Origin of the sequence: Inquilinus sp. Marseille-Q2685 (genome assembly GCF_916619195.1) — a bacterium.
In the GTDB taxonomy this organism is placed as follows: Bacteria; Pseudomonadota; Alphaproteobacteria; order DSM-16000; family Inquilinaceae; genus Inquilinus.
The window spans coordinates 352,379-375,169 of record NZ_CAKAKL010000006.1 but is presented as its reverse complement, the minus strand read 5'-3'; the positions used below and the strand labels follow the sequence as shown (position 1 = coordinate 375,169).

At 71.8% G+C, this 22,791-nt stretch carries 13 protein-coding genes; 9 read left to right on the top strand and 4 right to left on the bottom strand.

Going from position 1 to position 22,791, the window contains the following annotated elements; all coding sequences use genetic code 11:
• Nucleotides 1-9: 9 nt before the first annotated feature.
• Entirely contained in the window at nucleotides 10-213 is a 204-nt protein-coding gene (locus LG391_RS25650; protein ID WP_225770886.1) for a DUF4170 domain-containing protein, read from the top strand.
• A 119-nt stretch (nucleotides 214-332) separates the two neighbouring features.
• Here the strand turns inward: LG391_RS25650 and LG391_RS25645 are convergent, their stop codons facing one another.
• Together LG391_RS25645 and LG391_RS25640 are read right to left on the bottom strand one after the other, a co-directional pair.
• Nucleotides 333-10,991, bottom strand: coding sequence for a helix-turn-helix domain-containing protein (locus LG391_RS25645; protein ID WP_225770885.1), 10,659 nt, complete (start codon nucleotides 10,989-10,991; stop codon nucleotides 333-335).
• Nucleotides 10,992-11,059: 68 nt separating this feature from the next.
• The gene (locus LG391_RS25640; protein WP_225770884.1) at nucleotides 11,060-12,250 is read right to left on the bottom strand and encodes a hypothetical protein; all 1,191 of its coding nucleotides are present in this window, start codon (nucleotides 12,248-12,250) and stop codon (nucleotides 11,060-11,062) included.
• A gap of 551 nt (nucleotides 12,251-12,801) precedes the next feature.
• Between LG391_RS25640 and aqpZ the strand changes: the two genes are divergently transcribed.
• Nucleotides 12,802-13,524: an aquaporin Z gene (aqpZ, locus tag LG391_RS25635; protein ID WP_225770883.1), complete on the top strand. Its 723-nt coding sequence runs from the start codon at nucleotides 12,802-12,804 to the stop codon at nucleotides 13,522-13,524.
• Between the two features lie 36 nt (nucleotides 13,525-13,560).
• On the opposite strand, the gene LG391_RS25630 is transcribed toward aqpZ, so the two are convergent.
• A complete protein-coding gene (locus LG391_RS25630) occupies nucleotides 13,561-14,022 on the bottom strand; it encodes a GNAT family N-acetyltransferase (protein WP_225770882.1) in 462 nt (153 codons plus the stop codon).
• 104 nt (nucleotides 14,023-14,126) lie between these two features.
• Here LG391_RS25630 and LG391_RS25625 point away from each other — a divergent pair, with 104 nt between their 5' ends.
• The 4 genes from LG391_RS25625 (at nucleotide 14,127) to LG391_RS25610 (ending at nucleotide 18,898) form a co-directional block, all read left to right on the top strand.
• On the top strand, nucleotides 14,127-15,380 hold the full coding sequence (locus LG391_RS25625) for a winged helix-turn-helix domain-containing protein (RefSeq protein ID WP_225770881.1): 1,254 nt from the start codon (nucleotides 14,127-14,129) through the stop codon (nucleotides 15,378-15,380).
• 111 nt (nucleotides 15,381-15,491) lie between these two features.
• Nucleotides 15,492-16,637, top strand: coding sequence for an alpha-D-ribose 1-methylphosphonate 5-triphosphate diphosphatase (locus tag LG391_RS25620; RefSeq protein ID WP_225770880.1), 1,146 nt, complete (start codon nucleotides 15,492-15,494; stop codon nucleotides 16,635-16,637).
• A 74-nt stretch (nucleotides 16,638-16,711) separates the two neighbouring features.
• On the top strand, nucleotides 16,712-17,626 hold the full coding sequence (locus LG391_RS25615; protein ID WP_225770879.1) for a cytochrome c: 915 nt from the start codon (nucleotides 16,712-16,714) through the stop codon (nucleotides 17,624-17,626).
• A 99-nt stretch (nucleotides 17,627-17,725) separates the two neighbouring features.
• Complete coding sequence (locus tag LG391_RS25610) at nucleotides 17,726-18,898, top strand: serine hydrolase (RefSeq protein ID WP_225770878.1); 1,173 nt, start codon at nucleotides 17,726-17,728, stop codon at nucleotides 18,896-18,898.
• A 46-nt stretch (nucleotides 18,899-18,944) separates the two neighbouring features.
• Here LG391_RS25610 and LG391_RS25605 read toward each other — a convergent pair whose 3' ends face one another.
• On the bottom strand, nucleotides 18,945-19,403 hold the full coding sequence (locus LG391_RS25605) for a cytochrome c (protein ID WP_225770877.1): 459 nt from the start codon (nucleotides 19,401-19,403) through the stop codon (nucleotides 18,945-18,947).
• Nucleotides 19,404-19,651: 248 nt separating this feature from the next.
• Between LG391_RS25605 and ykgO the strand changes: the two genes are divergently transcribed.
• The 3 genes from ykgO to glcE all read left to right on the top strand — a co-directional run bounded on the left by ykgO (nucleotide 19,652) and on the right by glcE (nucleotide 22,733).
• Nucleotides 19,652-19,777, top strand: coding sequence for a type B 50S ribosomal protein L36 (gene ykgO, locus LG391_RS25600; RefSeq protein ID WP_026868615.1), 126 nt, complete (start codon nucleotides 19,652-19,654; stop codon nucleotides 19,775-19,777).
• 135 nt (nucleotides 19,778-19,912) lie between these two features.
• Nucleotides 19,913-21,400 carry an FAD-linked oxidase C-terminal domain-containing protein gene (locus tag LG391_RS25595; RefSeq protein WP_225770876.1) on the top strand — a complete coding sequence of 496 codons (1,488 nt, stop codon included), beginning with the start codon at nucleotides 19,913-19,915 and terminating at the stop codon, nucleotides 21,398-21,400.
• A 157-nt stretch (nucleotides 21,401-21,557) separates the two neighbouring features.
• Entirely contained in the window at nucleotides 21,558-22,733 is a 1,176-nt protein-coding gene (glcE, locus tag LG391_RS25590) for a glycolate oxidase subunit GlcE (RefSeq protein ID WP_225770875.1), read from the top strand.
• Nucleotides 22,734-22,791 lie beyond the last annotated feature (58 nt).

Sequence of the window (22,791 nt, the reverse complement as noted above, 5' to 3'; positions counted from 1 at the left end):
GACACCCCCATGACCACCCGACCGAACCGCTTCTGGATCATCGGCGGCGAATATGCCGACACCCGCTTCGACCGGCTGATCGACGGCACCGAAAGCCTGCAGGGCCCGTTCGACAACTACGACGAGGCGCTGCACGCCTGGCGGCAGCTGGCCTCGGCCACCACCAGCAACGCGCATCAGCGCTACACCATCGCGCATGAGGGGGCTCGATAGAGCCGCCTGATCCGCGACCGGGCCGGGCGGCGCGGGCGCACCGTCCGGCCCTTCCACCGAAGCCGCCCTTCAGAAGACCCCGCTCGGGCCCGGCCGATCCGTTCGGCCGGGCTGCTTTATCAGGGCGTCGGCCCGCCGCCGCTGATCGGGGTCGAAGGCGGGCGCAGCGTCCGCGTCGGCACCGGGATGGTCGGCGATGGCGGCCGCAGCGTCCTCGTCGGTGCCGCGGTCGTCGGGGCGATGCTTGGGCTCGAGGGGGTGGTGGCCGGCGATGCGGTCGTCGGGCTTGCGGGCGGTGTAGCCGGAGCCTGCGAGGTCGGGGCCTGCGACGTGGTCGGAGCCGGAGGGCTGGTCGTCGTCGACGGCCGGGGCGAACGCGGGGTGATCGGCTGCTTGTCCGGATCGTCGCCCTCGAAAGCCAGGGAGACGATCGGCGTCAGCACGGCGATGCCGCCGGCCGCTAGCGCCAGCCAGCTGACGGTCAGCTGCAGGTTCTCCTTCCGGATCTCGATCGGGCGGGAGAAGCGCAGCAGCACGCGGCTGTCGTTGTGCGCCGCCCGGGCCGCGAACCATGTCAGCAGGGCGTCGGAGACGAAGCGGACGCCGTCGAATGCCGCCTCGCCGTACGATCCGCGCAGCGCGGCCTCGACCGCCGCCGTGCCGTCGCGGACCCCGAGGGCACCGGCGGCTGTCGGCGTCAGCCAGGTACCGCCCAGCTTCAGCGGGATGCGCAGGCCGGTGTTGCGATCGACCAGATTGGCGTTCCGCCGGCCGCTGAAGAAGCCGATGACGTTCTGAATGATGCCGCCCGAGCGGCCGAACAGCGACGTCGCGTGACTGGCGATCGCGTCGACCGTGCCTTTGAACGGGCTGGCGACGACCGACATCATGTTGACCAGGTTGGTGCCGGCATCGGCCAGGGAGAAGCGTCGTCCGCGCGCGGTCCGCACGTCGATCGGGTCCAGACTGAAGGAGCCGATGCCGAGCGCGCGGGTGACCGCGTGCTCGAACTGCCGCATCCGTGCCTTGATCGCATCGGTCTTCTGCGCGTCGGTCAGGCGGCTGCTGTGCTGCAGATGGGCGATGTCGGCGCGTGCCTGGCCGGCTTCCCACAGCACCTGCCTGATGTCGGCCGGGTCGACCCCCGCATCCCGCGCCACCCTGACCATGCGGTCCACATTGATGGCGAAGTTCTTCTCGCCGACCTGCCCGTCCACCGTCATCCGCCACCAGGACAGGCGGTTGAACTGCTGCGTCAGGGTGCGGCGCTGGCCGACCAGCGCGCGCATCGCCGTCGCCATGCCGCTGGCCACGGCCAGGATCCGCGACGGCACCAGCGTCGCCACGGTCACCGCAGTCCCGGCCGCGACGCCCAGCGTCGCCACCACGCGGACGGCGACCGCGGCGACGTCCCTGCGGGTGTGCGATCCCCAGCCGGTGCCGGTGCCGACCCGGTGCTTGTCCTCGGCAGTCAGGTCGGTCGGCTTGGGCGGGTCGGGACGCGGCACGGCGGTGGTGGCAGTGCGGGATGCCGGCGGCGCGGGCGGCAGGCCGGCCGCCCAGGCGTCGTAGGCGGTGCGTGCGGCAGCGCTCGCCGCAGCCTGGTGACGTTGCAGATCCTGCACCAGCTCCCGCGCCGGCCTGGCTTCGGCGTAGGTCAGGTTGGACCAGGTCCATCGATCGATGCTGGTCCGCCCGGCGTCGATCAGCGCCTCGTAGTTGCCGCGGATGAAAGCCCAGCCCAGATCCGGGTCGCGCCGCGCCAGGTCGGCGACGAAGGGCAGCATCGTCGTCGCCGTGCGGTTGTACATGCCCGGGTTCAGCGGCATCGCCATGCCGCTCTCGAACAGGACGGATCCCGGATGCCGTTCCACGAAGTCGACCAGGGCGGCGCGCAGCTCCGGCGACCGGGCGATGGCGTGGGCGCTGTGCTCGCCGATGGTCAGCTTCAGGTCCGGTACCAACTGCAGCAGCTCCTCCATCCTGGCGACATGGCGGGGCACGGTGATGCCGCCGCCGGGCAGCGGCTCCGGTGTCAGGTCCGGCCGGACATAGACGTCCAGGCACAGGTCGTTGACCACCACCCGCTTGCCGCCGGCGGCGACCTCCCGCAGCAGGGCTTTCAGCCCATCGAACTGCCGGTCATAGGCGGCCGTCGTCTCCTGCGGCCGCCCGTCATGGCCCAGCTTGACCTCGCCGGCGTTGCTGCGCAGGAACACGGGATAGCCGATCTCCTGGGCCTGCCTGATGCTGGCCATCAGCGCCTCGCGCTGCGCCGCGTTCCGGAACCGGAAGCCCTTTCGGCCCAGCAGCGTGGTCAGCGGACCGCGCATCAGCTCGGCGCCGACCGCCGCGAAGACGCCGGGATTCTCCAGGGTCAGATCCTTGAGGCGCCGCGCGCCTCTGGGATCGGTCGGGTCGAAGCGGATCTGCGGATCGACCCGTGCCGCCTTCTCCGGATCCGCGGCGTAGAGCGCCCGGAATTCGTCGGCCATCTGCCGCGGCACCCGGCCCGGCCAGGCGCGGCGGGACTTCGGCACATTCATGCCGGTGTAGCCGGTGGCGCCGGAATGGTCGATGTCGTTGCCGAACAGCCCACGATTGCCCGCCGCCATCTTCGTGGTCTGGACGGTCAGCGTGGCGTTGTCGCGCCGCCCGGTGTCCCGGGCCGCGGCGCCGGCATCGGCCATCACCCCGAGCAGATCCGGCGACAGCTCCGCCACCTCCCGCCAATGGGCCGACGGATGATAGGCGCCGTCGACGCCTTCCGCCGCCAGCTGGTCCTCCAGCGGACCGGTCCGGGCGAACTCCTCGATGATTCCGGCTTCCAGCCGCTCGAGCGACCTGGCGTCGCCGCCGGTCGGCGGACCCTTCTTGGTTTTCAGATCGGTCAGGCGCAGGGGCGGCGGCGAGCTACCCCCGGCCGGCGGCGTCGGCGGCGTGCCGCCCGGCGGCGGGCTGGCGGCCTCCAGCTCCGGTTCGTCCGCGGCGCGGCCTCCACCGGAACCGGGGACATCCCGATCCGATGCCTCGACGAACCGGTCCCACTGATCGTTCGCCCATGCCGTCAGCCGGTCCTGATAGGTGCCTCTGCCGGAGCTGCCCTCCTCCTCCCGATAGTGCAGTCCGATCTGGTCCCGCGCCGCTTGACGGTCCAGCGGGTCGTCCGCCTGGCGGGCGTGGATCTCGGCATAGGCGCCGCCCATCCGGGGGACCGGGTCGACGGGAATGCCCTCGGCCGCGAACGACCGGCGGACGCCCTGCGCAAAATCGAACTCCGCGAGGACGGCCTCCCCTTCGCCGCTCATATGGTGGTCGACCGCCTTGCGGACGAAATAGGCCCGCGCCAGGGCCATCAGATCCGACGGGTCGACGCCTAGCGCCGCGGCGAAGGCCGCCCGCACCGGTTCCGGGCTGTCGCTCATGGTCCGCAGGACCTCGCCCGGCGTCGGCGGCCTGGGACCGCCATCGTCATTGGCGTGGCGCAGTTCGTGCGCCAGGTATCGCAGCGTGTCGACGCCGCCCAGCAGATCCTCGCCGATCGTGATCGTCCGCGCGGCCCGGTTGGTCCTGGCGCCGATCCCTCCGATCTCGATCCGGTATCCCCGGCGGGTGGCGCCGATCAGGTCGTTCAGCAGGGTCGGGTCGCGACCGATCATGTTGAGGATGCCGGGCATCCGCAGGAAGCGTTCGAGCTCGGGCGGCAGCACCGGCTGCGCGTCGGGGCCGGCCTGCCGCCGCTCCGCCGCGACGGCGTCCAGGATACGCGAGGCGGTCCCGATCGCGTCGGCCTGGTCGAACGGCCGCAGCGGCGACTCCGGCGCCGTCTCGGCCGGCCGAGGCCGATGCGCCGCGTCGCCTCGAAGCTCGGCTGCGGTGACCCCCAGCGCCTCGGCGATCTTCGCCAGCGTTTCGTCGCCCGAGCGGGCCTCGGTCTCCACGTCCCGGACCGCCGACCGTGACACCCCTGCACGGTCCGCGAGCTCCGCCTGCGACAGGCCGTGCTCCTCGCGCAGCGCCTTGATCCGGCTGCCCAGCGCGGCCTGGGCGTGCCAGTCGGGAACATGCAGGCCGAGATCCTGGAGCTCGACACCCAGGGCATCCGCCAGCTTCCGGGCCTGCGCGCGGCTCGGCTCGCCCCCGTTCTCGTAATGGACGATGGTGGCCTTCGAGACCCCCGCTTCCTCGGCCAGCCGGGTCTGCGACCAGCCGCGCCCGGTGCGCAGGGCCGCCAGCTTGGGACCGAACGCCGCATGGGCGGTCGCGTGCGGAAGCGTGATCCCCAGCTCCTCCGGCGCGACCTGCAGGGTCTTCAGAAGCGCGTGCACGGCGTCCGCGCGGGGCTTTGCCTCGCCCCGCTCATACTTGCCGATGGCCGAGGACGAGAGGCCGGTGCGTTCGGCGAGCTGCTCCTGCGTCAGCCCTCGGCGCAGTCGGAGCGCCAGCAGCTTGTCGCCGAAATCGGGGTGGAAGGTGACCCGAGGCGACGCCGCTTCCAGGTCCGGCTCCCGGGCCCGTGCCTCGTTCCGCGGCTCCGGTCCGGTTGGGCGCGGCGCCGCGGGCTGCCCCGGCGCCGCGAGGCCGGGATCGGTGATGGTCCAGGCCGCGGCCTTGCGGTCGTCGCCTCGCGACCATGTCCGTTCATTGGCCAGGCCGGGCCCGCCCGGAAGCCTGCCCTTGGTGGAGATCACGGGCGCCCCCAGGGCGGCCGCCAGCGGCTCGGCGACGGCGTGGCCGTCGCCGGCCAGCAGCGCCACGGGCTGGCCGCGGCGGTAATCCCCCCGCGCTTGCAGATGAGCGGCGAACTCTTCCGGCGTGTAGCGGATGTCCCGGCCGCCCTGCTGGTAGAGGTCGCCGATGATCATGCCGTCCACGACCTGGGCCTCGACCGCGAAGGCGCCGCGCGGCACGCCGTGCAGCTGCTGGCCGTTCCAGGCGATGTCGGCCCGGCGCACTTCGATCGACGGCACCCGCTGCTCCGCGGGGCGCGGCGCGTATTCGACCAGCCCGTCCGGGCCGTCGGAGCGGACTGCGACGCGGATGTCGTCGCGGTTCAGCCGGGTCGCCAGCGCATCGGCCAGGGATTGGGCATAGGGCGTCAGGCCGCCGGTCGCCGGGGCCTCCGCCTCGTCCATGACCAGCAGGATTCTCGGCAGCGGCGCTGCCGGGTCGTCCGCCAGCTCGCCGAGGGTCAGGCGGGCGCCGTCAGGGCGATGGAACGGGGCGGCGGCGATCTCCTGCGCCAGCGCCGCCTCGGGGATCAGGCCGCCATCGATGTCCTGGGCGAAGATGCGCTGCCCGCCCAGCGCCACCGGCAGCACGTCGTGCGGCTGCAGCCCGGGCGGCACGTCCACCGCGCCCTGCGGTCCCCTCTGCGGGTCGCGGTCGATCAGGAAGGCCTGGCGCCGCGGAACTCCGGGCTCCGCCGCCGCCAGCGTCGGCGCGGCGTGGGGCGCCGGCTCCGGCCCGGCCATCAGGTCCGGGTACTCCGCGATCAGGCTCGCCCGCTGGGCCCGGCTCGCGGGGCCCTGCAACAGCGCTTCGCGGGCCGTGGCGTCGCCGCCCGTGCCGCCGCGCGCCTGCTGCTCTGCCGCGGCCTGGCGATAGCCCTCCCAGCCCTCGACCAGGCGGTTCATGTCCAGGCGGATCTGCTCCACCCCGTACGGGTCGGCCGCGCCCCGCGCCTCCAGATACTGGGCATAGGCGTCGACGATGCTCCGGTCAGCGCTCGACGCGCCGCTTTCGTCCATCAGCGTCCGGGCCCGGGCGATCGCGGCCAGTGCCGGCGCCAGCGGATCCACCGGCTCGGCGGGCGGCGGCTCGCTCTGACGGCCCCGCAGCGCCGGCGGAATCCGCGCGGCGGGATCGTCACCCGGCGGAACCGGCGCGTCCGGGTCGCGGCCTGCGGCACTCAGATCCCGCGGCTTCGGCCGCGCGGCCCGTTCGGCCAGCTGCGCCTGGATCGCCGGCATCAGGGCCGCGGCCGCCGCCTCCTGCTCCCGGGTCGGCGGCGCGCCGCGACCGAACCGCAGCTCCGGCTCCGGCAGCGGCGCCGGCCGGGACGCCGGGGTGTCCGCCCGCGGCGCCCAGTCGACCCCCCGGAAGCCGCCGGCCGCCTCGACCTGGGCGGGGCTGTCGCGCGAGACCACGAGGACCGGCCGCGGCCTCGCCTCGGGATCGCCCAGGAACCAGCGCTCGCCGGCCCTGATCCGGCCCGACACCAGGGCGTCGCCGGTGCCCCGGGGCACATGCGCCCAGTCGCGCAGCTGCGCGGTCGACAGGGTGGCGGGCGCGGTGGTGTCCGGCTCCTGCCAGCGGTTGTGGAACTTGTAGATGTAGAGGTCGCCGTCGGCGGCCAGCCGGCCGTCCTTCAGGGCGGCCATCAGGGCCCGGGCATCCGCCTCGCCGTGCAGCGCGACGTCGCCCCGCCCGATCGGGATGCGGTCCTCGGCCTGGCTGTCGCCCTGCATGACCAGGCGGTATCGCTGCGGTGCCGGCGCGGAGGCGCCGCCGTCCTCGCGGGCCGCCTGCGGCTCCGCCATCGGCGAGGGATCGCCCCGGTCGGCCTGGTTCCAGACCGTCGCCGCGTGCTCGGCGAAGGTCTCGCCATAGGTCTTGCCGGAGACGTCCCGCGGCTGGTTCCGGAACAGCTCGCCCATCTCGTGGGCGGCCTCCTCCCGCGTCAGCTCGCCGGCCTTGTACCGCGCGAACACCGCGCGGTCGGCGCTGTGCCGTTCGACCTTGGGGGGCAGCAGCCCGCCGTTCCGGTCCAGCTCGTCGCTGACGATGTATTCGGTCAGCCGGGAATGGCCTTCATCGGTCAGCTGGGCACGGACATAGGGCTCCGTGAACGCCTCCAGGCTCTCGAAGTCCCGGGGCGAAGGGGGGCGCCTCTCGTACTCGGCATGGGCCAGCTCATGCGCGAAGTTGCGGGTCATCTCCGGGATGAACAGCGCCTCGCCGCCGGGAAAATCCTTCAGCAGGTCGCGCAGCACGCTCGGATCGAGCGCGATCAGCTCCAGCCTGCGGGTGTAGGAGGCGATGGTGAATTTCTGGTCGTGCCCCAGCACGGCCAGGTCCGGGTGCGCGGCATTGATCAGCCGGACCTGGTGCCGGTCGGCGAACCGGATCAGCCGCATCAGCTCCGGCGACCGGGCGCACTGGTCCGCCAGGTCGGCGATCGTCATCTCCGGCATGCGCAGCGACTGCGGCGCGATGCGCTCGAAGATGGCCGCGGCGTCCTGCCGGTTCCGTTCGATCTCGGCCGGGCTCAGCCTGGCCGCGGCGCCTGCCGGCTCGTCGGCGCCGTGTCCAGCCGGGACCGGATCTCCGTCGCCGCGGATCGGCGGGGGCGCGGCCAGGGCCATGTCCAGCTCGGCCGGCGCCGCGGTCCGGGCGGCGGCCCGCCGGAAGTCGACCGGCGTGACCACGCCGTCGTCGGCCTGCTCCTCTTCCGGCTGGTCCCGGCGGGGATCGCGGCCGCGGCGGCCGTCGTCGCGCGAGACCGGGTCGATCGCGTCCAGCGACCGGCCGCCGGTCTCGGCCTCCCGCGCCAGCTTCGCCCGGATGCCGCGTTCGAGATCGTCCAGCATCTCGACGCCGAAGCGGCTGGTGTTGGAGCGGCCGGAGACGCGGGGATCGGCAGTGTCGACCAGGGCGATGCGGCCGTCGCGCATCACCACCAGCGAGAACCGTTCCACCGGAATCGGCCGCCCGGTCGCGGGGTCGATCGGCCGGCCCGCCAGCACCTCGCGGATCTGGCGGATCGAGGCCAGGCTGGTGGCGTTCAGCCCGGCATCGTTCAGCATCACCTGCCGGCCGCCGGCCGGGGTGACCAGGTCCCGCAGGGCCACGGCATCGCTGTCGAAGATCACCGCCGGTCGCTCGAACACGGCGGCGCGCTGGCCGGCGGCCAGCACCGGCAGGCCGGCGCTGCGCGCGGCGGCGGCTGCGGCGGCGTCGGCCGGCCGCGCCGGGGCGGCCGCGCCGTCCGCGGCCCGGGCGGTGCCCGGCAGGACGTCCGGCCCGTCGCCCGCGTCACGCGGGAAGGCCACCACCTTGTCGTAGAGGGCGAAGGCCGTCAGCCCCGGGCCGGCATCGACCCGCCGACCGAGATGCTGCGCGATGTCGATCTCGGTGGGGTTGCCGTCGCCCTCCAGCAGGAAGGCGCGGCCGTCCGACACCTGCACGGTCCGGGCCGATGTCGTGGCCGCGGCCGGCGCGACCCGCTGCAGCGGCTGGTCCGGGCCGGTCCGCCCGGCCGGCGCGTGCAGCACGTCCACGCCGGCCGCGTCCGCCAGCTTCCGGGCGAAGGCGGCGGCGTGCGGGCCGGCCTCCTCGACATCGAGGACGATATGGGCGTCCTGCCAGCTCTGGACCGCGCGGTCATGCTGGATCACCAGGTCGTGGGCGCTGACGGTGCGGCCGGTCGCGGTGACGGCGCGGCCGTCGTCGAGCAACCGGGTGACCCGGATCTCGACCGGGGTGCCGGCGCTCGGCCGGGCCGCCGCCGGAGGGACCTCCCGGCTCGCCGGCACCGGCCCGTCCTCCGCGCCGAGGGGGGCGGTCCGGCCGCTCGGCTCGGGCGCCCGGCCGGCGCCGGGCCGGGGCTGGGCGGGGGCGACGGGCGGCGCGTCCGGATCCGCGCCGGTCGCGGTCCGGGCCGTGGCGGCCGGGCTGCCCGGCGCCTCCGCCTCCCCCGTGGTGCCGGGCCGGGGCGCGGCCGTGGCCCCGGGGTCGGCCAGGGGATCGCGCAGGGTCAGGGACGACCGGGGATCGGTCGCCAGCGCCGAGGCCGGCATCGTGCCCTGCCGGACCGACGGGGCTTCCGGCATCTTCGGCCGGACGGCGAGGTTCATCGCCGTCCCGGGCACCGCGCCCAGGGCCGCCGCGACCATCTCACCGGTGTTCATGCTCCGGTGCTCGGTGATCCTGGCCGTCAGCTCGGCGCCGCCGAGATTGGTGGTGAGGTCGTTGCCGAGCTGGGCGACCAGGCCCGGCACCGACAGGCGCTGGACGCTCGGTGCCGGCGCGCCGGTGCCGGAGGAGCCGCCGCGCGAAGTGCCTGCGGTCGCCTCGGTGGAGCCGGCGGCCGCGTCATCCGCCGTGCCCGCGGCGCTGGTGGTGGCGGAGGAGCCGGTCCCGGTCGCCGCTGTGGTGCTGGTCGCAGCGGCGTCGCTGGTCGCGTTCGCGCTGGCGGTCACGACATCGTCGACCATCGTCGCGGTGCCGGTTCCGGCCGTCGTGGCGTCGTCCGCCAGGCCGGCCAAGTCGTCGGCGGCGTCGTCGACCAGATCGTCGGCGGTGCCGGCGGCGGTGCGCGTGGTGGCGGCCGGAACCGCGTCATCCGCCGCCGCGACGGCCGGGACGGCCTTGTGGATCGGGATCATGCCCGCGCCGAAGCCGGAGATGGCCGCGGTGCCCAGATTGATGCCTTCCCGGGCCAGCGACTTCAGCAGCAGGTCGCCGCCCTCGGCGGTGAACAGCTTGTTGTCGAAGGCCAGCCGGGTGGCGTCGGAGGCGATCTGGCCGCTGCCGTTGATCACCTGCCCGCCCATCCCGCCGGCGGAAGTCGAGAGGCCCCGCTGCCAGAGGGTCGGTTGCCTGATGACCTCGCCGGTGACGGCCTTTTGGGTGAACCGGCCGGCCAGGGCCTCCGAGATCTTGGTGCCCGTCGCGGTGGCGCCGCCGGTGGAGATCGACGAGATCGCGTCGATCGAGGTGTCCTTCAGCGTCGCCTTGATATGGTCGCCGCTGACGCCCATGCCGTCGCCGCCGCCGCCGAACGCGTCGATGCCGAGGCCGAGCAGGGAGCTGTGGCTGTCGGCATACATGTCCTTGCCGTCGAGGGTGGCGCCGAGGTCGCTGGCGCCGTCGATCGCCTCATAGGTCAGGAAGGTTGCGCCGGTGCCGATGACCGCGCCCATGGTGGCGCCGACGGAGGTTCCGACGGCGAAGCCGATGCTGGCGCCGGCGGCGAAGCCCAGCGCGGGGTTCATGCTGATCGCGGTGGCCGCGATCCCGACCGTGGTCGCCACCACCACGCGGCTGACCTCGTCGATCGTGTTCCAGGTCTCCTCGCTGTCCTGGAAGTCGTCGGCATGGCGCTGGAATTCGGACTCGAAGTCGCCCATCGCCGCCTTCATCTCGGCGGCATAGGCCTGCTGCGACATCGGGCTGGCCTCGTCCTTCCGGCGCAACTCGTTCAGGGCGTCGAGCCTGCCCTGGAGGAAGCCCTCGAAGTCGTCGCCCGCCCCGCCGCCGGTGACGAAGTCCCAGCCCTTGTGCAGCAGGCTGTGGTCGCTGACGGTGCTCCTGACCTTGGCCAGCGTGTCCTCGATCTGATCGATCGTTCGGCCCAGCTGCTCGTGGCGCATCTCGGTGTCGACATCGGTCAGCGCCTCGCGGCTGGCCTGCGCCAGACGGTCGGTGCCGGCGGCCCAGGCGTTGACCAGCTGCAGCTTGGCCTGGTCCTCCGGCTTCAGGTTCAGCTTGCCGGAGTCGTCGGTCTTGCCCTTGACCGTCTCGCGCAGCTCGTCCGCCAGCGCCCGGCGCACCTCGTCCCAGTTGTACCGGCTCATCTCCTTGTCCGGTTCCTGAACGAGGTCGTACCGCGCGGCCGTGCCGATCAGCGAGACCGTCGCGTCGCGGAGCGGCAGGCCCGGCAGCGTGGCGCGGACGCGCTGCACCGCGCTGGCGAAGTCGGTCTGCCGCGGTCGGGTGGCAATGCCGATCTCCGGCGAGAAAACGCCGCCGTAGCGATCGATGCGGGGTGGCATGAAGCGATCCTGTCCGCGAACAGCAGCCCGATCCAGGCCGGAGAGATAGGCCGCGGTCGGGCGAGGCGCTACTTCTTGCCGGCGTCCTTCTTGGCGTCGTCGTTCAGGTCGCCGATGTCATCGAGCTTGAAGTTGAACGGTTCGCTGGTCGCCGCCTTCGCCAGGGCGTAGTCGACCCAGTAATCCGCCTTGCCGTCCTGGCTCTTCCCGGCCATATCCTTGACCGCGTCCAGTCGGCCGTTGCCGTCCTTGGGGATCAGCTCGATACGCGTCCGGAAGATGGTCTGTCGGATATCGTTGGCCTCCTTCTCGGAGAAGAGGGGCTTGCCGTCCTTATCCTTGATGCCGGCGAAATCCTGCTTGGCCAGATTGACGGCGAGGTCGTTGTGCTCCTTGCCGTCCTTGCCGAGCAGCCAGGTCTTGACCATCGTGCCGCGCTGTTCTGCAGGCACGGTCCCCAGCGTCTTGGCGAAATCCTCCGGCGATTGGCTCTTATATTGGTCCGGGGCGAGATCCTGTACCTTCTCGGGGCTATAGGGGAAGTTGGCGGCCTTCGCCCGCTCGACGATGAAGCTGTCGCTGGCCGGATACTTCTCGAGCAGATCGTCGACAGCCTTTTTCTTCGTCGGCTCGTCCGCATCCCGGTACAGGTTCAGGTAGTTGTCGACGACCTGCCGCTTGATGTCGCCGTTGTCCTCGCCGTAATCCTTTTCGAGCAGCGGGAGCACGTTGCCCAGCGGGCCGTCCTTGTTTTCCTGGCCGATGACGTTGCGGATCATCGCCTCGCGCTGGGCAGGATCCTTGGTGCCGGTCAGCGCCTTCACCACGTCCGCCGGCGGCTCGGCCGTCGGTTCGTAGGTGGCGACCTTCTTATCGGACACCTCCGGCTCCCGCCCGTTCATCTTCGGCGCCACGACGAAGTCCACGTCAGTGTCGCCCGCATGGTAGAGCCGGATCAGATTCGGATTCTCGAACGCATTGAGCGGAATGACCTGAGTGGCGATCTGCTTGTCGCTCAGGCCCAGCTCGTAGCCGATCCTGTACTGCGAATCGCCGGCCTCGTCCGGCACGGCGACGTCGTATTGTGCCAGCAAGTCGTTGACGCTGCCGCCCGTCACCTGCTTGGCATAGCCGGAAAGGGTCTGCTCCCAGGCCTTGGACTGCTCCGGGGTGATCTGGGACATCGTGACCTTGCCGGCGTCGTCCCGCTTCTGCAGGACCAGATGTCCATCCTTGTCCCGAGTGATCGTGGCAACCATGACCGCGTTCCTTCCATCGCTCGACACACATCCGGGGCGCCACGGGCCGGCCCGCTGATTGGGCGAAGGCCGTCAGCGGCTTCTTTGACCTGGGCTGCGAATGGATTCCGCCTTCTCCCCCCAGAACTTTTGCAGCAACCCAGGAACAGTGCAATTGTTCCGCAACGTTTATGACATCCAGTCGCAACATCTCGGCGCATTCGTCATACAAATATCGGAAAGAGTAGGTCGTGTCCCAGGGAGTGGTGTAGGCAATGCCGTACCCGTCTCGACAAGCCGTTTCGGCCCGGATCCTTCGGATGACCCGGTAAGATCCAAGGCGCCAATAGCGGGCATTCGGGCCATCTGTGCCGACCGCTCTTCGAACATTTTCGGCCGGCATCCACCGGACGTCTGTATCCGTGCAGCCAGCAATTGCAATCGATCTTGAGACAAAAGCTAAACATCGTCTCAAAGTCACTTTATTGCGTATGATTACATAATACTATATATTGGCACTTCGATTTCTCCTCGCCACCAGCGGCGGTAGGAGATCGAATGGAGGGAACCTCATGCTCAAACGTGTCCTTGCAGAGGCCGTGGGGACGTTCTGGCTCGTCCTCGGCGGCTGCGGCACGGCCGTCCTGGCGGGCCAGCACGTCGGGTTTCAAGGCGTCGCCCTGGCGTTCGGGCTGACGGTCGTGACCGGGGCCTACGCCCTCGGCCGCGTCTCCGGCGGCCATTTCAATCCCGCGGTCACGGCCGGGCTGGTCGCCGCCGGCCGGACGCCGGCCTCCGATCTCGTGCCCTACATCATCGCCCAGGCGGTCGGCGCCATCATCGCCGCGGCCGTCCTCTACGCCATCGCCAGCGGCGCCCCGGGCTTCGACCTGGCCAAGGGCTTCGCCTCGAACGGCTATGCCGAGCATTCGCCCGGCGGCTACGGCCTGACCGCCGCGGCGATCAGCGAGGTGGTGCTGACGGCGGTGTTCCTGGTGGTGATCGTGGGCGTGACCGGCAGCAGCGCCACGGCGCCCTTCGCGCCGCTGGCGATCGGCCTGGCGCTGACCCTGATCCACCTGATCTCGATCCCGGTCACCAACACCTCGGTCAACCCGGCGCGCAGCCTGGGCCCGGCCGTGTTCGTCGGCGACTGGGCCCTGGGGCAGCTCTGGCTGTTCATCGTGGCGCCGCTGGTCGGCGGCGTCATCGGCGGCCTGATCGGGCGTTTCGTGACCGAGCCGGAAGCGTCGATCGGCGCGGCCGCCACCCCTCCGGGAGCTCCGGCGGAGTAAGCCGACGCTGGGCTGACGTACCGGTTCGCCGGGGCGTCAGTCCAGCGCCTTCTCCATGAACAGGCTCAGCGGGTCGGGCCCGTAGCCGCCGAACGGGCCGCAGTCCCGGTATCCGAAGCGGCGGTACAGCCCGATCGCCTCCGGCTGGTGGATCCCGGTCTCCAACTGGATCAGGCGGACGCCGAGGCCGCGGGCCTCGTGCTCGATCCGGGCCAGCAGGTCGCGGCCGACCTTCAGGCCGCGGGTCGCCGGGTCGACGAACATGCGCTTCAGCTCCGCCTGGCCGTCGGCCCCGACCACCAGCGCGCCGCAGCCGACCACCCGGCCCTCGCGCCGGGCCACGAAGAAGCGCACCTCCGGCCGCTCCAGCGACGTGATGTCGAGCATGTGGTTGCTCTCGGCCGGATACAGGCTCGCCATCAGGGCGTCCGACTGGCGGATCAGGTTGAGCACCGCGTCCTGGCGCGGCGGCTCCGGGGCGATGAGGGTGGCGGTCACGATGCGGAACCTCGGTGGTTTCGGTCCGACTATAGCCGGCCGCGGCGGCGCGCGAAGGGCTTTCCTCTTGCCTGGCCGCGGGCAGCTATGTTCTTGTCTTGTTCATGGCCGACTCCGCTCCGCTCACGATCCCGAACGCCGATGCCCGGCGCCTGTTCCTCGATCTGCACGCCCTGTCGGACCCGCCGCTCGGCCGGCTGACGGTCGAGGGCTGCCAGTCGGTGGTGGACCGCATCGGCTTCGTCCAGGTCGACAGCATCAACACGGTCGAGCGGGCGCATCACATGATCCTGTTCGCCCGCCGCCACGGCTACGTTCAGACCCAGCTGCCGCGGCTGGTGGAGAAGCCCCGCGGCCTGTTCGAGGGCTGGACCCACGACGCCTCGCTGATCCCGACCCGGTTCTTCCCCTACTGGTCGCGGCGCTTCGCCGATGTGCAGGCCCGCGCCGCCACCAGCCGCTGGTGGACCGAGGCGGGGCCGGACTTCCCGAAGGTGCTGGAGCAGGTGCGCCAGCGGGTGGCGGCGGAAGGGCCGCTGCTGACCCGCAGCTTCGAGGAGGAGCGGCAGCGCCCCTCCGGCGGCTGGTGGGACTGGACGCCGTCGAAGATGGCGCTGGAGTTCCTGTGGCGCACCGGGGTGCTGGCGGTGGCGCGGCGCGAGGGCTTCCAGAAGGTCTACGACCTGACCGAACGGGTGATCCCGGAGCAGCATCGCGGCCCGGCGCCCGACCCGGAGGAGGTGGTCGACTGGGCCTGCCGCTCGGCGCTGGAGCGGCTGGGTATCGCCCGGCCCGGCGAGATCGCCGGCTTCTGGGACCTGATCACCATCCGCGAGGCGGAGCAGTGGTGCGACCGGCTGACCCGGCGTGGCGATCTGCGCGTGGTCCATGTCCAGGGCGCGGACGGCAAGACCACCGCCGCCTTCGCCTTCGCCGATATCGAGGACCGGCTGGCCGCGGCGGCGCCGGCCCCGGACGTGCTGCGGGTGCTGTCGCCCTTCGACCCGGTGATCCGCAACCGGCAGCGGCTGGAGCGGCTGTTCGGCTTCGACTACCGCTTCGAAGCCTTCGTGCCCGAGGCGAAGCGCCGCTGGGGCTATTACGTCTTCCCGATCCTGGAAGGCGACCGCCTGGGCGGCCGGATCGACATGCGGGCCCGGCGCGACAGCGGCGACCTCGCCGTCGCCGGGCTGGGGGGGGAGCCGAAGGTGCGGTCCAGCAAGGCGCGGCTGCGCCGGCTGGAGACGCAGCTCGACCGCATCCGCCGCTTCGCCGGGGTCGAACGCGTGGTGTGGCCGGACGCCAAATCGTCGCTGTCATCCGCGAGTCATCAAATGGTCGCAAAGCTCGGGGCATAAGGTCGCCGGCGCGGGGCCGGCTTTGCGATGCCGGCCCGGCTGCCCATATAAGGCCGCGCGGGCGCACTCCGCCGGACCGATCGTGCGGAAGCGGATAGAGAAGGACTGGGTATGCCGGGGGATCTGATCGTCGCCCATGCGCGGATCGTGACCGCGGAGGACGTGCTGACCGGCAGCGTCGCCGTATCCGATGGGCGGATCACCGATCTGGACAGGGACGCGGCCTGCCCGCCCGGCGCGGTCGATTTCGAGGGCGACTACCTGCTGCCCGGCCTGGTCGAGCTGCACACCGACCATCTCGAGCGGCACTACACGCCGCGGCCCGGCGTGCGCTGGCCGGCGGTGACCGCGGTGATGGCGCATGACGCCCAGGTGGCGTCGGCCGGCATCACCACCGTGTTCGACGCCCTGGCCCTGGTCGGCGGCCGCAACGGCGAGGACCGGCTGGAGACGCTGCGGCCGATGGTCGACGGCATCCGCCAGGCCCAGGCCGGCGGCATGCTGCGGGCCGAGCATTTCCTGCATCTGCGCTGCGAGGTCACGGAAGCGCAGGTGCTGCAGCTGTTCGAGCCGTTCCGCGACGACCCGCTGGTGCAGTTCATGTCGGTGATGGACCATGCCCCCGGCCACCGCCAGTTCTCGGACCTCGCCAAGTACCGCGAGATCTACAAGGGCATGCTGGGCCTGACCGACGAGCAGATCGACGCCCAGATGGCGGAGCGGATCGCCGCCTCGCGCACCCATGGCGTGGCCAACCGCGACGCCTTGGCCGCCTTCGGCCGCGGCCGCGGCCTGCCGATCGCGAGCCATGACGACGAGACCCCGGCCCATGTCGAGGAGGCCGCGGCGCTGGGCATGGTGGTGTCGGAGTTCCCGACCACCCTCGCCGCCGCCCGCGCCGCGCGCGAGCACGGGCTGCAGATCCTGATGGGCGCGCCGAACCTGGTCCGCGGCGGATCCCATTCCGGCAACGTCTCGGCCGGCGAGCTGGCGCGCGAGGGGCTGGTCGACATCCTGTCCTCGGACTACGTCCCGGTCAGCCTTCTGCACGGCGCCTTCACCCTGGCCGAGGGCGAGCACGGCATCGGCCTGCCGCAGGCGCTGGCGACGGTGACGGTCAACCCCGCCCGCGCCGCCGGCCTCGAGGATCGCGGCCGGATCGAGCCCGGACTGCGCGCCGATCTGCTGCGGGTCCGGCTGGTCGACGGCGTGCCGGTGATCCGCGCCGTCTGGCGCGAGGGTGAAAGGGTCGCATGACCCCGGAATGACGGGCCAGGGCGAAGGATCGGGTTATAAGGGCTGATCCGCCTGTTCGCGTTCCGGAGGCCAGCATGCGTCCGTTCCCGGTTCTTACGGCCTTGGGCCTGTGGCTCGCCCTCGGATCGGCCGCCGCCGCCCAGACGGCAGACCCGGCCGCACCCGCCCCGGCACCCGACCCGGCCGCCTCCGACCCGGTGGCGCGCGGCGCCTACGTCTTCGCCGCCGGCGGCTGCGCCGCCTGCCACACCGCGGCCGGCGACGCCGCCAAGCCGCTGGCCGGCGGCCGGGCGCTGAAGACCGCCTTCGGCACCTTCTACACGCCGAACATCACCCCCGACCCCGAGACCGGCATCGGCAAGTGGAGCGAGGAGGATTTCCGCCGGGCGCTGCGCGAAGGCGTGTCGCCCTCGGGCGAGGATTTCTATCCGGCCTTCCCCTATACCGCCTATACCGGCATCACCGACCGCGACCTCTCCGATCTCTGGGCCTATCTGCGCAGCGTCCCGCCGGTGCGGCAGGCGAACAAGCCGCACGAGCTCTCCTGGCCCTATTCCTGGCGCGCCCTGCTGCCGGGCTGGCGCCTGCTGAACTTCACCGAGGGGCCGTTCCTGGTCCCGGCCGGCCAGTCCGCCGACTGGTATCGCGGCGCCTATCTCGTCCGCGTGCTCGGCCATTGCGGCGAATGCCACACGCCGCGCGACATGTTGGGCGGACTGAACTGGTACAGCCCCTTCGCCGGCAACCCCCAGGCGCCGGAAGGGCAGGGCAAGATCCCGAACATCACGCCCGACCCGGAGCACGGGATCGGTGAATGGAGTGACAAGGACATCGCCTATTATCTGGAGACCGGCTCGACCCCCGACGGCGACTTCGCCGGCGGCGCCATGAGCGAGGTGATCCGGGACAACACCAGCAAGCTGACCGCCGTCGACCGCGAGGCGATCGCCACCTATCTCAAGAGCCTGAAGCCGCTCTCCGGCCCGTGACGGCGAATCGGGGCTGGGCCTTGCCGATGATCCTGTCCTAGACTGCCCCCCGCCGCATCAAGGCGGCGCCGCCCAAGGGGCGAAGAAGCAGGGTCAGGGATGGCGATCGAGCTGGAGACGAACGAGGCGGCGCCGGAGGCGACGCTCGCCAATTGGCGCCAGGCGCCCTACAGCCGCTGGGGCTTCCGCAATGTCCGCCGGCTGGTGCCGGTGGCCGAGATCCCGCGCGGCGAATTCGCCGCCTGCCTGAAGCCCGGGCCGGCGCTCGACCTGGACCGCATCGCGGTGCCGGGGCAGGACGGGTCGGTGGCCCGGCTGATGGCCGAGAGCGACACCGACGGCATCCTGGTGCTGCATCGCGGCCTGATGGTGGCCGAGCACTACGCCCACGGGCTGGGGCCGAAGGCGCAGCACATCGTCTTCTCGATCAGCAAGTCGATCACCGGCCTGATCGCCGGCATCCTGGCCGGCCGCGGCCAGCTCGACCCCGATGCGCCTGTGACGGCCTATGTGCCGGAGGCGGCGGGCTCCGCCTATGACGGCGCCACGGTGCGCCATGTGCTGGACATGACGGTCGGCATCCGCTTCGTCGAGGACTATGTCGACCCGGCCGGCGACGTCGCCCGCTACCGCGTCGCCATGGGCTGGAACCCGCCCGGCGAGGTGGCGCGGGACAACGACCTGCACGGCTTCATCGCCCGCCTGCCGGCCGACGGCAGCCGGCATGGCGAGACCTTCCACTACGTCTCGCCCAATTCCGACATGCTGGGCTGGATCTGCGAGCGGGCCTCAGGCATGCGTTTCGCCGCACTGATGACGGAGCTGCTGTGGCGGCCGATGTGGGCGGAGGCGGATGCGTTCATCACGCTCGACCGGCTGGGCGCGCCGCGCACCGCCGGCGGCATCTGCATGACCCTGCGCGACCTGGCCCGGATCGGCGAACTGGTGCGGCGGGACGGCCGCGCCGGCGGGATTCAGGTGGTGCCGCAGGCCTGGGTGGACGACATCCTCGACAACGGCGACCCGCAGGCCTGGGCGCGGGGCGACCTGGCGCATCTGGCGCCGCAGGGGCGCTACCGCAGCCAGTGGTACGTGCTGGGGCCGGGGCGCGACGTGCTCTGCGGCATCGGCATCCACGGCCAGTGGATCTATGTCGACCGCGCGGCGGAACTGGTCATCGCCAAGATGTCGTCGCAGCCCACGGCCGTCGACGACGCGCTCGACCACCGGCTGCTGGCCGGCTTCCGGGCCATCGCGCAGGCGGTCGGGTAGGCCGGGTTCGCGGATGCGACCCCGGCCGGCGTGACACGGCGATTCGTCAGCTCTTCTTCACCCGATAAGTCTCGTGGCAGGCGCCGCAGGATTGGCCGACCGCGGGGAAGGCGGCCTTCACCTTGGCGGCATTGCCTTCCTGGGCGGCGGCGTCCAGCGCCGCGATGGCGTCGTGGTTGGCCTTCACCTTGGCCTGGAAATCGGCCCAGTTGGCCCAGATCTCCGGCTTGGCCGCGCTCTTGCCGACGCCGACCGCCGTGCCTTCCGGGAACAGGGCCAGCAGGTTGGCGCTCACCCCCGCCATCTTCGCGGTCGCCGCCTTGACGTCGTCGATCGTGCCCTGGTTGTCGCGCACGAAGCCGGTCAGGGTCTTGACGCTGGCGCCATAGGTCTTCATCGCATCCTCGCGCTGGGCCACCACCTCCTCGGGCGTGGCCGCCCAGGCGATGGCGGCGCCGCAGCTGACGATGGCGGCGGTGATGACGGCGAACTTCAACGAACGCATGGTGCCTCCCCTCGGGTGGGTGCCGGTCCGGCGATGATGGGCGCGAGTATGCTGGAGGATTTGTTGCGATCTCCAGCCCGTTCCCGCTCCGGTCCCCGGTTCGCTGCGACGTGTCGCAGGGTTACGCAGCAAATCGTTACGCGCCCGGTTGACAGCCGGCGGGTCGGCCACTATGGTCCGCGCCTCGAATTCCGGCCCGCGAGCTCCGGCTCCCGGCGGCGCCGGCGCCGCCGCATGGGATATGGATCATGAAAGTCGCGAACTCGCTGAAGACCCTGAAGAGCCGTCACCGCGCCTGCCGCGTCGTCCGCCGCAAGGGCCGTGTCTACGTCATCAACAAGGAGAACCCGCGCTTCAAGGCGCGCCAGGGCTGATCTCAGCCGCTCCTCGATATGATCGAAGGCCGTGTCCCCGGACGCGGCTTTTTGATTTTGCGGCTTTTGGATCTTTGTGGCCGAGCTTGCCGGATCGGCCCGGCCTTCCTATCGCCCGCGGCGGAGGTCCCGCCGATGAAGATGCCAGCCCCCGATGCCGCCGTCCTGGCCCGCCGCGAGGAGATCGCCGCGGCGCTGCGTGCCATCGTTCCGGGCGAGGGCGTGATCACGGCGGAGAGCGAGCGCCGCGCCTATGAATCGGACGGGCTGACCGCCTACCGCACCCTGCCGATGATCGTGGTGCTGCCCTCGACCACCGCGCAGGTCTCGGCGGTGCTGCGCACATGCCACGAGATGGGGGTGAAGGTGGTGCCGCGCGGCGCCGGCACCTCCCTGTCCGGCGGCGCCCTGCCGCTCGAGGACGGCGTGCTGCTCGGCCTCGGCAAGTTCAACAAGGTGCTCGAGATCGACTTCGACAACCGCTGCGCCCGGGTGCAGCCGGGGGTCACCAATCTCGGCATCACCAACGCCGTCGCCCATGCCGGCTTCTATTACGCGCCCGACCCGTCGAGCCAGATCGCCTGCACCATCGGCGGCAACATCGCCGAGAACTCCGGCGGCGTGCACTGCCTGAAATACGGGCTGACCACCAACAACGTGCTGGGGCTGGAGGTGGTGCTGATCGACGGCACCGTGCTGCGCCTCGGCGGCAAGCACCTCGATTCGCCGGGCTACGACCTGCTCGGCGTGCTCACCGGCTCGGAAGGCCTCCTGGCCGTGGTCACCGAGGTGACGGTGCGCCTGTTGCGCCGCCCGGCGACCCAGCGCGCCGTGCTGATGGGCTTCCCGTCGTCGGAGGCCGGCGGCGACTGCGTCGCCCGCATCATCGGCGCCGGCATCATCCCGGGCGGGCTGGAGATGATGGACAGGCCCGCCATCCATGCGGCCGAGGCCTTCGTCAAGGCCGGCTACCCGCTGGATGTCGAGGCGCTGCTGATCTGCGAGCTGGACGGGCCGGAGGCCGAGGTCGACCACCTGATCGAGCGGGTCGAATCGATCGGCCGCGTCTGCGGCGCCACGATCTGCGTCGTCAGTCGCAGCGAGGAGGAGCGGCTGCGCTTCTGGGCCGGGCGCAAGGCCGCCTTCCCGGCGGTCGGCCGGATCAGCCCCGATTACTACTGCATGGACGGCACCATTCCGCGGAAGCGCCTGCCCGAGGTGCTGGCCCGGATGCAGGAGATGTCGCGCCGCCACGGGCTGCGCGTCGCCAATGTCTTCCATGCCGGCGACGGCAACCTGCACCCGCTGATCCTGTACGACGCCAATGTCCCGGGCGAGCTGGAGAAGGCGGAGGAGTTCGGCTCCGACATCCTGAAGCTGTGCGTCGAGGTCGGCGGGGTGCTGACCGGCGAGCACGGCGTCGGGGTCGAGAAGCGAGACCTGATGGAGGTGCAGTTCGGGCCGGAGGACCTGGCGCAGCAGCAGCGGCTGAAATGCGCCTTCGACCCGGACGGGCTCCTGAACCCCGGCAAGGTGTTCCCGACCCTGCACCGCTGCGCCGAGCTCGGCCGGGTGCACATCCACCACGGCGCCACGCGCTTCCCCGACCTGCCGCGCTTCTGATGGCAGGCCTTGGCTCGTTGGCTCCTTTCTTGTCATGCCCGGGCTTGACCCGGGCATCCAGGAGATGTCGAGGCCGCTCTGGGTGGCCCCTGGATTGCCGGGTCAAGCCCGGCAATGACAGAAGGGGGAAAGGCCAATTCCCCTCCTGGTGTGACCGATGACCGAGACGCTGAAGCCCGAGACCGACGACCAGGTGCTCGAGATCGTCCGCTGGGCCTTGGCCGGCGAGGTGCCGCTGGAGCTGGTCGGCCGCGGCAGCAAACGCGGCTTCGGCCGGCCGGTGCAGGCGGCGCATGCGCTCGATCTCTCCGGCCTCGCCGGAATCGAGGTCTACGAGCCGGAGGAGCTGGTGCTGACCGCCCGCCCCGGCACGCCGATGGCGGAGATTGAGGCGGCGCTGGCCGCCCGCGGCCAGGCCCTGGCTTTCGAGCCTCCGGATCTCGGCCCGCTCTACGGCGGCCCGGCCGGCGCCGGCACGCTCGGCGGCACCGTCGGCTGCAACCTGTCGGGGCCGCGCCGGCTGAAGGCCGGCGCCGCGCGGGACCATGTGCTGGGGATCGAGGCCGTCTCCGGCCGCGGACAGGCCTTCAAATCCGGCGGCCGGGTGGTCAAGAACGTCACCGGTTACGACTTGCCGAAGCTGCTGACGGGCGCCTTCGGCACGCTGGCCGCCATGACCCGGATCACGGTCAAGGTGCTGCCGGCGTCGGAGACGGTGCGCACCCTCGCGGTCACCGGGCTGGACGACGCGGCCGGCGTCGCCGTGCTGACCCGGGCGCTGACCAGCCCCTACGAGGTCTCGGGCGCCGCCCATCTGCCGGCCGGCATCCTCGGCGCCGCCGCCCGAAGCCTGGTGCGGATCGAGGGCTTCGGCCCCTCGGTCGACAGCCGTGTGGCGGCGCTGTCGCAGCTGCTGGGGGAGGCCGGGCATCTCACCGTGCTCGACCCCGGCGAATCGGTCGATCTCTGGCGCCGGATCCGCGACGTCGCGGCCTTCGCCGACGATGACCGGGCCGTGTGGCGGGTCTCGGTGGCGCCGACCGCCGGGCCGCAGGTCGCGGCCGCCGCCGGCGGCGCGCATTACTTCGACTGGGGCGGCGGGCTGGTCTGGATCGCCGTTCCTGCCGACGGCGACGCCAGGGCCGCCGCGATCCGGGCGGCGGTCGCGGCCGCGGGCGGCGGGCACGCGACGCTGGTCCGGGCCCCGGCCGGGCTGCGCGCCGCGCTGCCGGTGTTCGAACCGCAGCCGCCGGCGCTGGAAGCGCTGGGCCGCCGGGTGCGCGAGGCCTTCGACCCGAAGGGAATCCTGTCGCCGGGGCGCATGACGGCCTGACGGCGTCGGGGGCGTGTGAAAGGACCGGAAACCTCGCCGTCGCTCATGGGTTATGATC

Bases quoted from the DNA above. Each gene is read 5' to 3' on its own strand.
- LG391_RS25650 (WP_225770886.1), top strand. From the start codon at position 10: ATGACCACCCGACCGAACCGCTTCTGGATCATCGGCGGCGAATATGCC.
- LG391_RS25645 (WP_225770885.1), bottom strand. From the start codon at position 10,991: ATGCCACCCCGCATCGATCGCTACGGCGGCGTTTTCTCGCCGGAGATC.
- LG391_RS25640 (WP_225770884.1), bottom strand. From the start codon at position 12,250: ATGGTTGCCACGATCACTCGGGACAAGGATGGACATCTGGTCCTGCAG.
- aqpZ (WP_225770883.1), top strand. From the start codon at position 12,802: ATGCTCAAACGTGTCCTTGCAGAGGCCGTGGGGACGTTCTGGCTCGTC.
- LG391_RS25625 (WP_225770881.1), top strand. From the start codon at position 14,127: ATGGCCGACTCCGCTCCGCTCACGATCCCGAACGCCGATGCCCGGCGC.
- LG391_RS25620 (WP_225770880.1), top strand. From the start codon at position 15,492: ATGCCGGGGGATCTGATCGTCGCCCATGCGCGGATCGTGACCGCGGAG.
- LG391_RS25615 (WP_225770879.1), top strand. From the start codon at position 16,712: ATGCGTCCGTTCCCGGTTCTTACGGCCTTGGGCCTGTGGCTCGCCCTC.
- LG391_RS25610 (WP_225770878.1), top strand. From the start codon at position 17,726: ATGGCGATCGAGCTGGAGACGAACGAGGCGGCGCCGGAGGCGACGCTC.
- LG391_RS25605 (WP_225770877.1), bottom strand. From the start codon at position 19,403: ATGCGTTCGTTGAAGTTCGCCGTCATCACCGCCGCCATCGTCAGCTGC.
- ykgO (WP_026868615.1), top strand. From the start codon at position 19,652: ATGAAAGTCGCGAACTCGCTGAAGACCCTGAAGAGCCGTCACCGCGCC.
- LG391_RS25595 (WP_225770876.1), top strand. From the start codon at position 19,913: ATGAAGATGCCAGCCCCCGATGCCGCCGTCCTGGCCCGCCGCGAGGAG.
- glcE (WP_225770875.1), top strand. From the start codon at position 21,558: ATGACCGAGACGCTGAAGCCCGAGACCGACGACCAGGTGCTCGAGATC.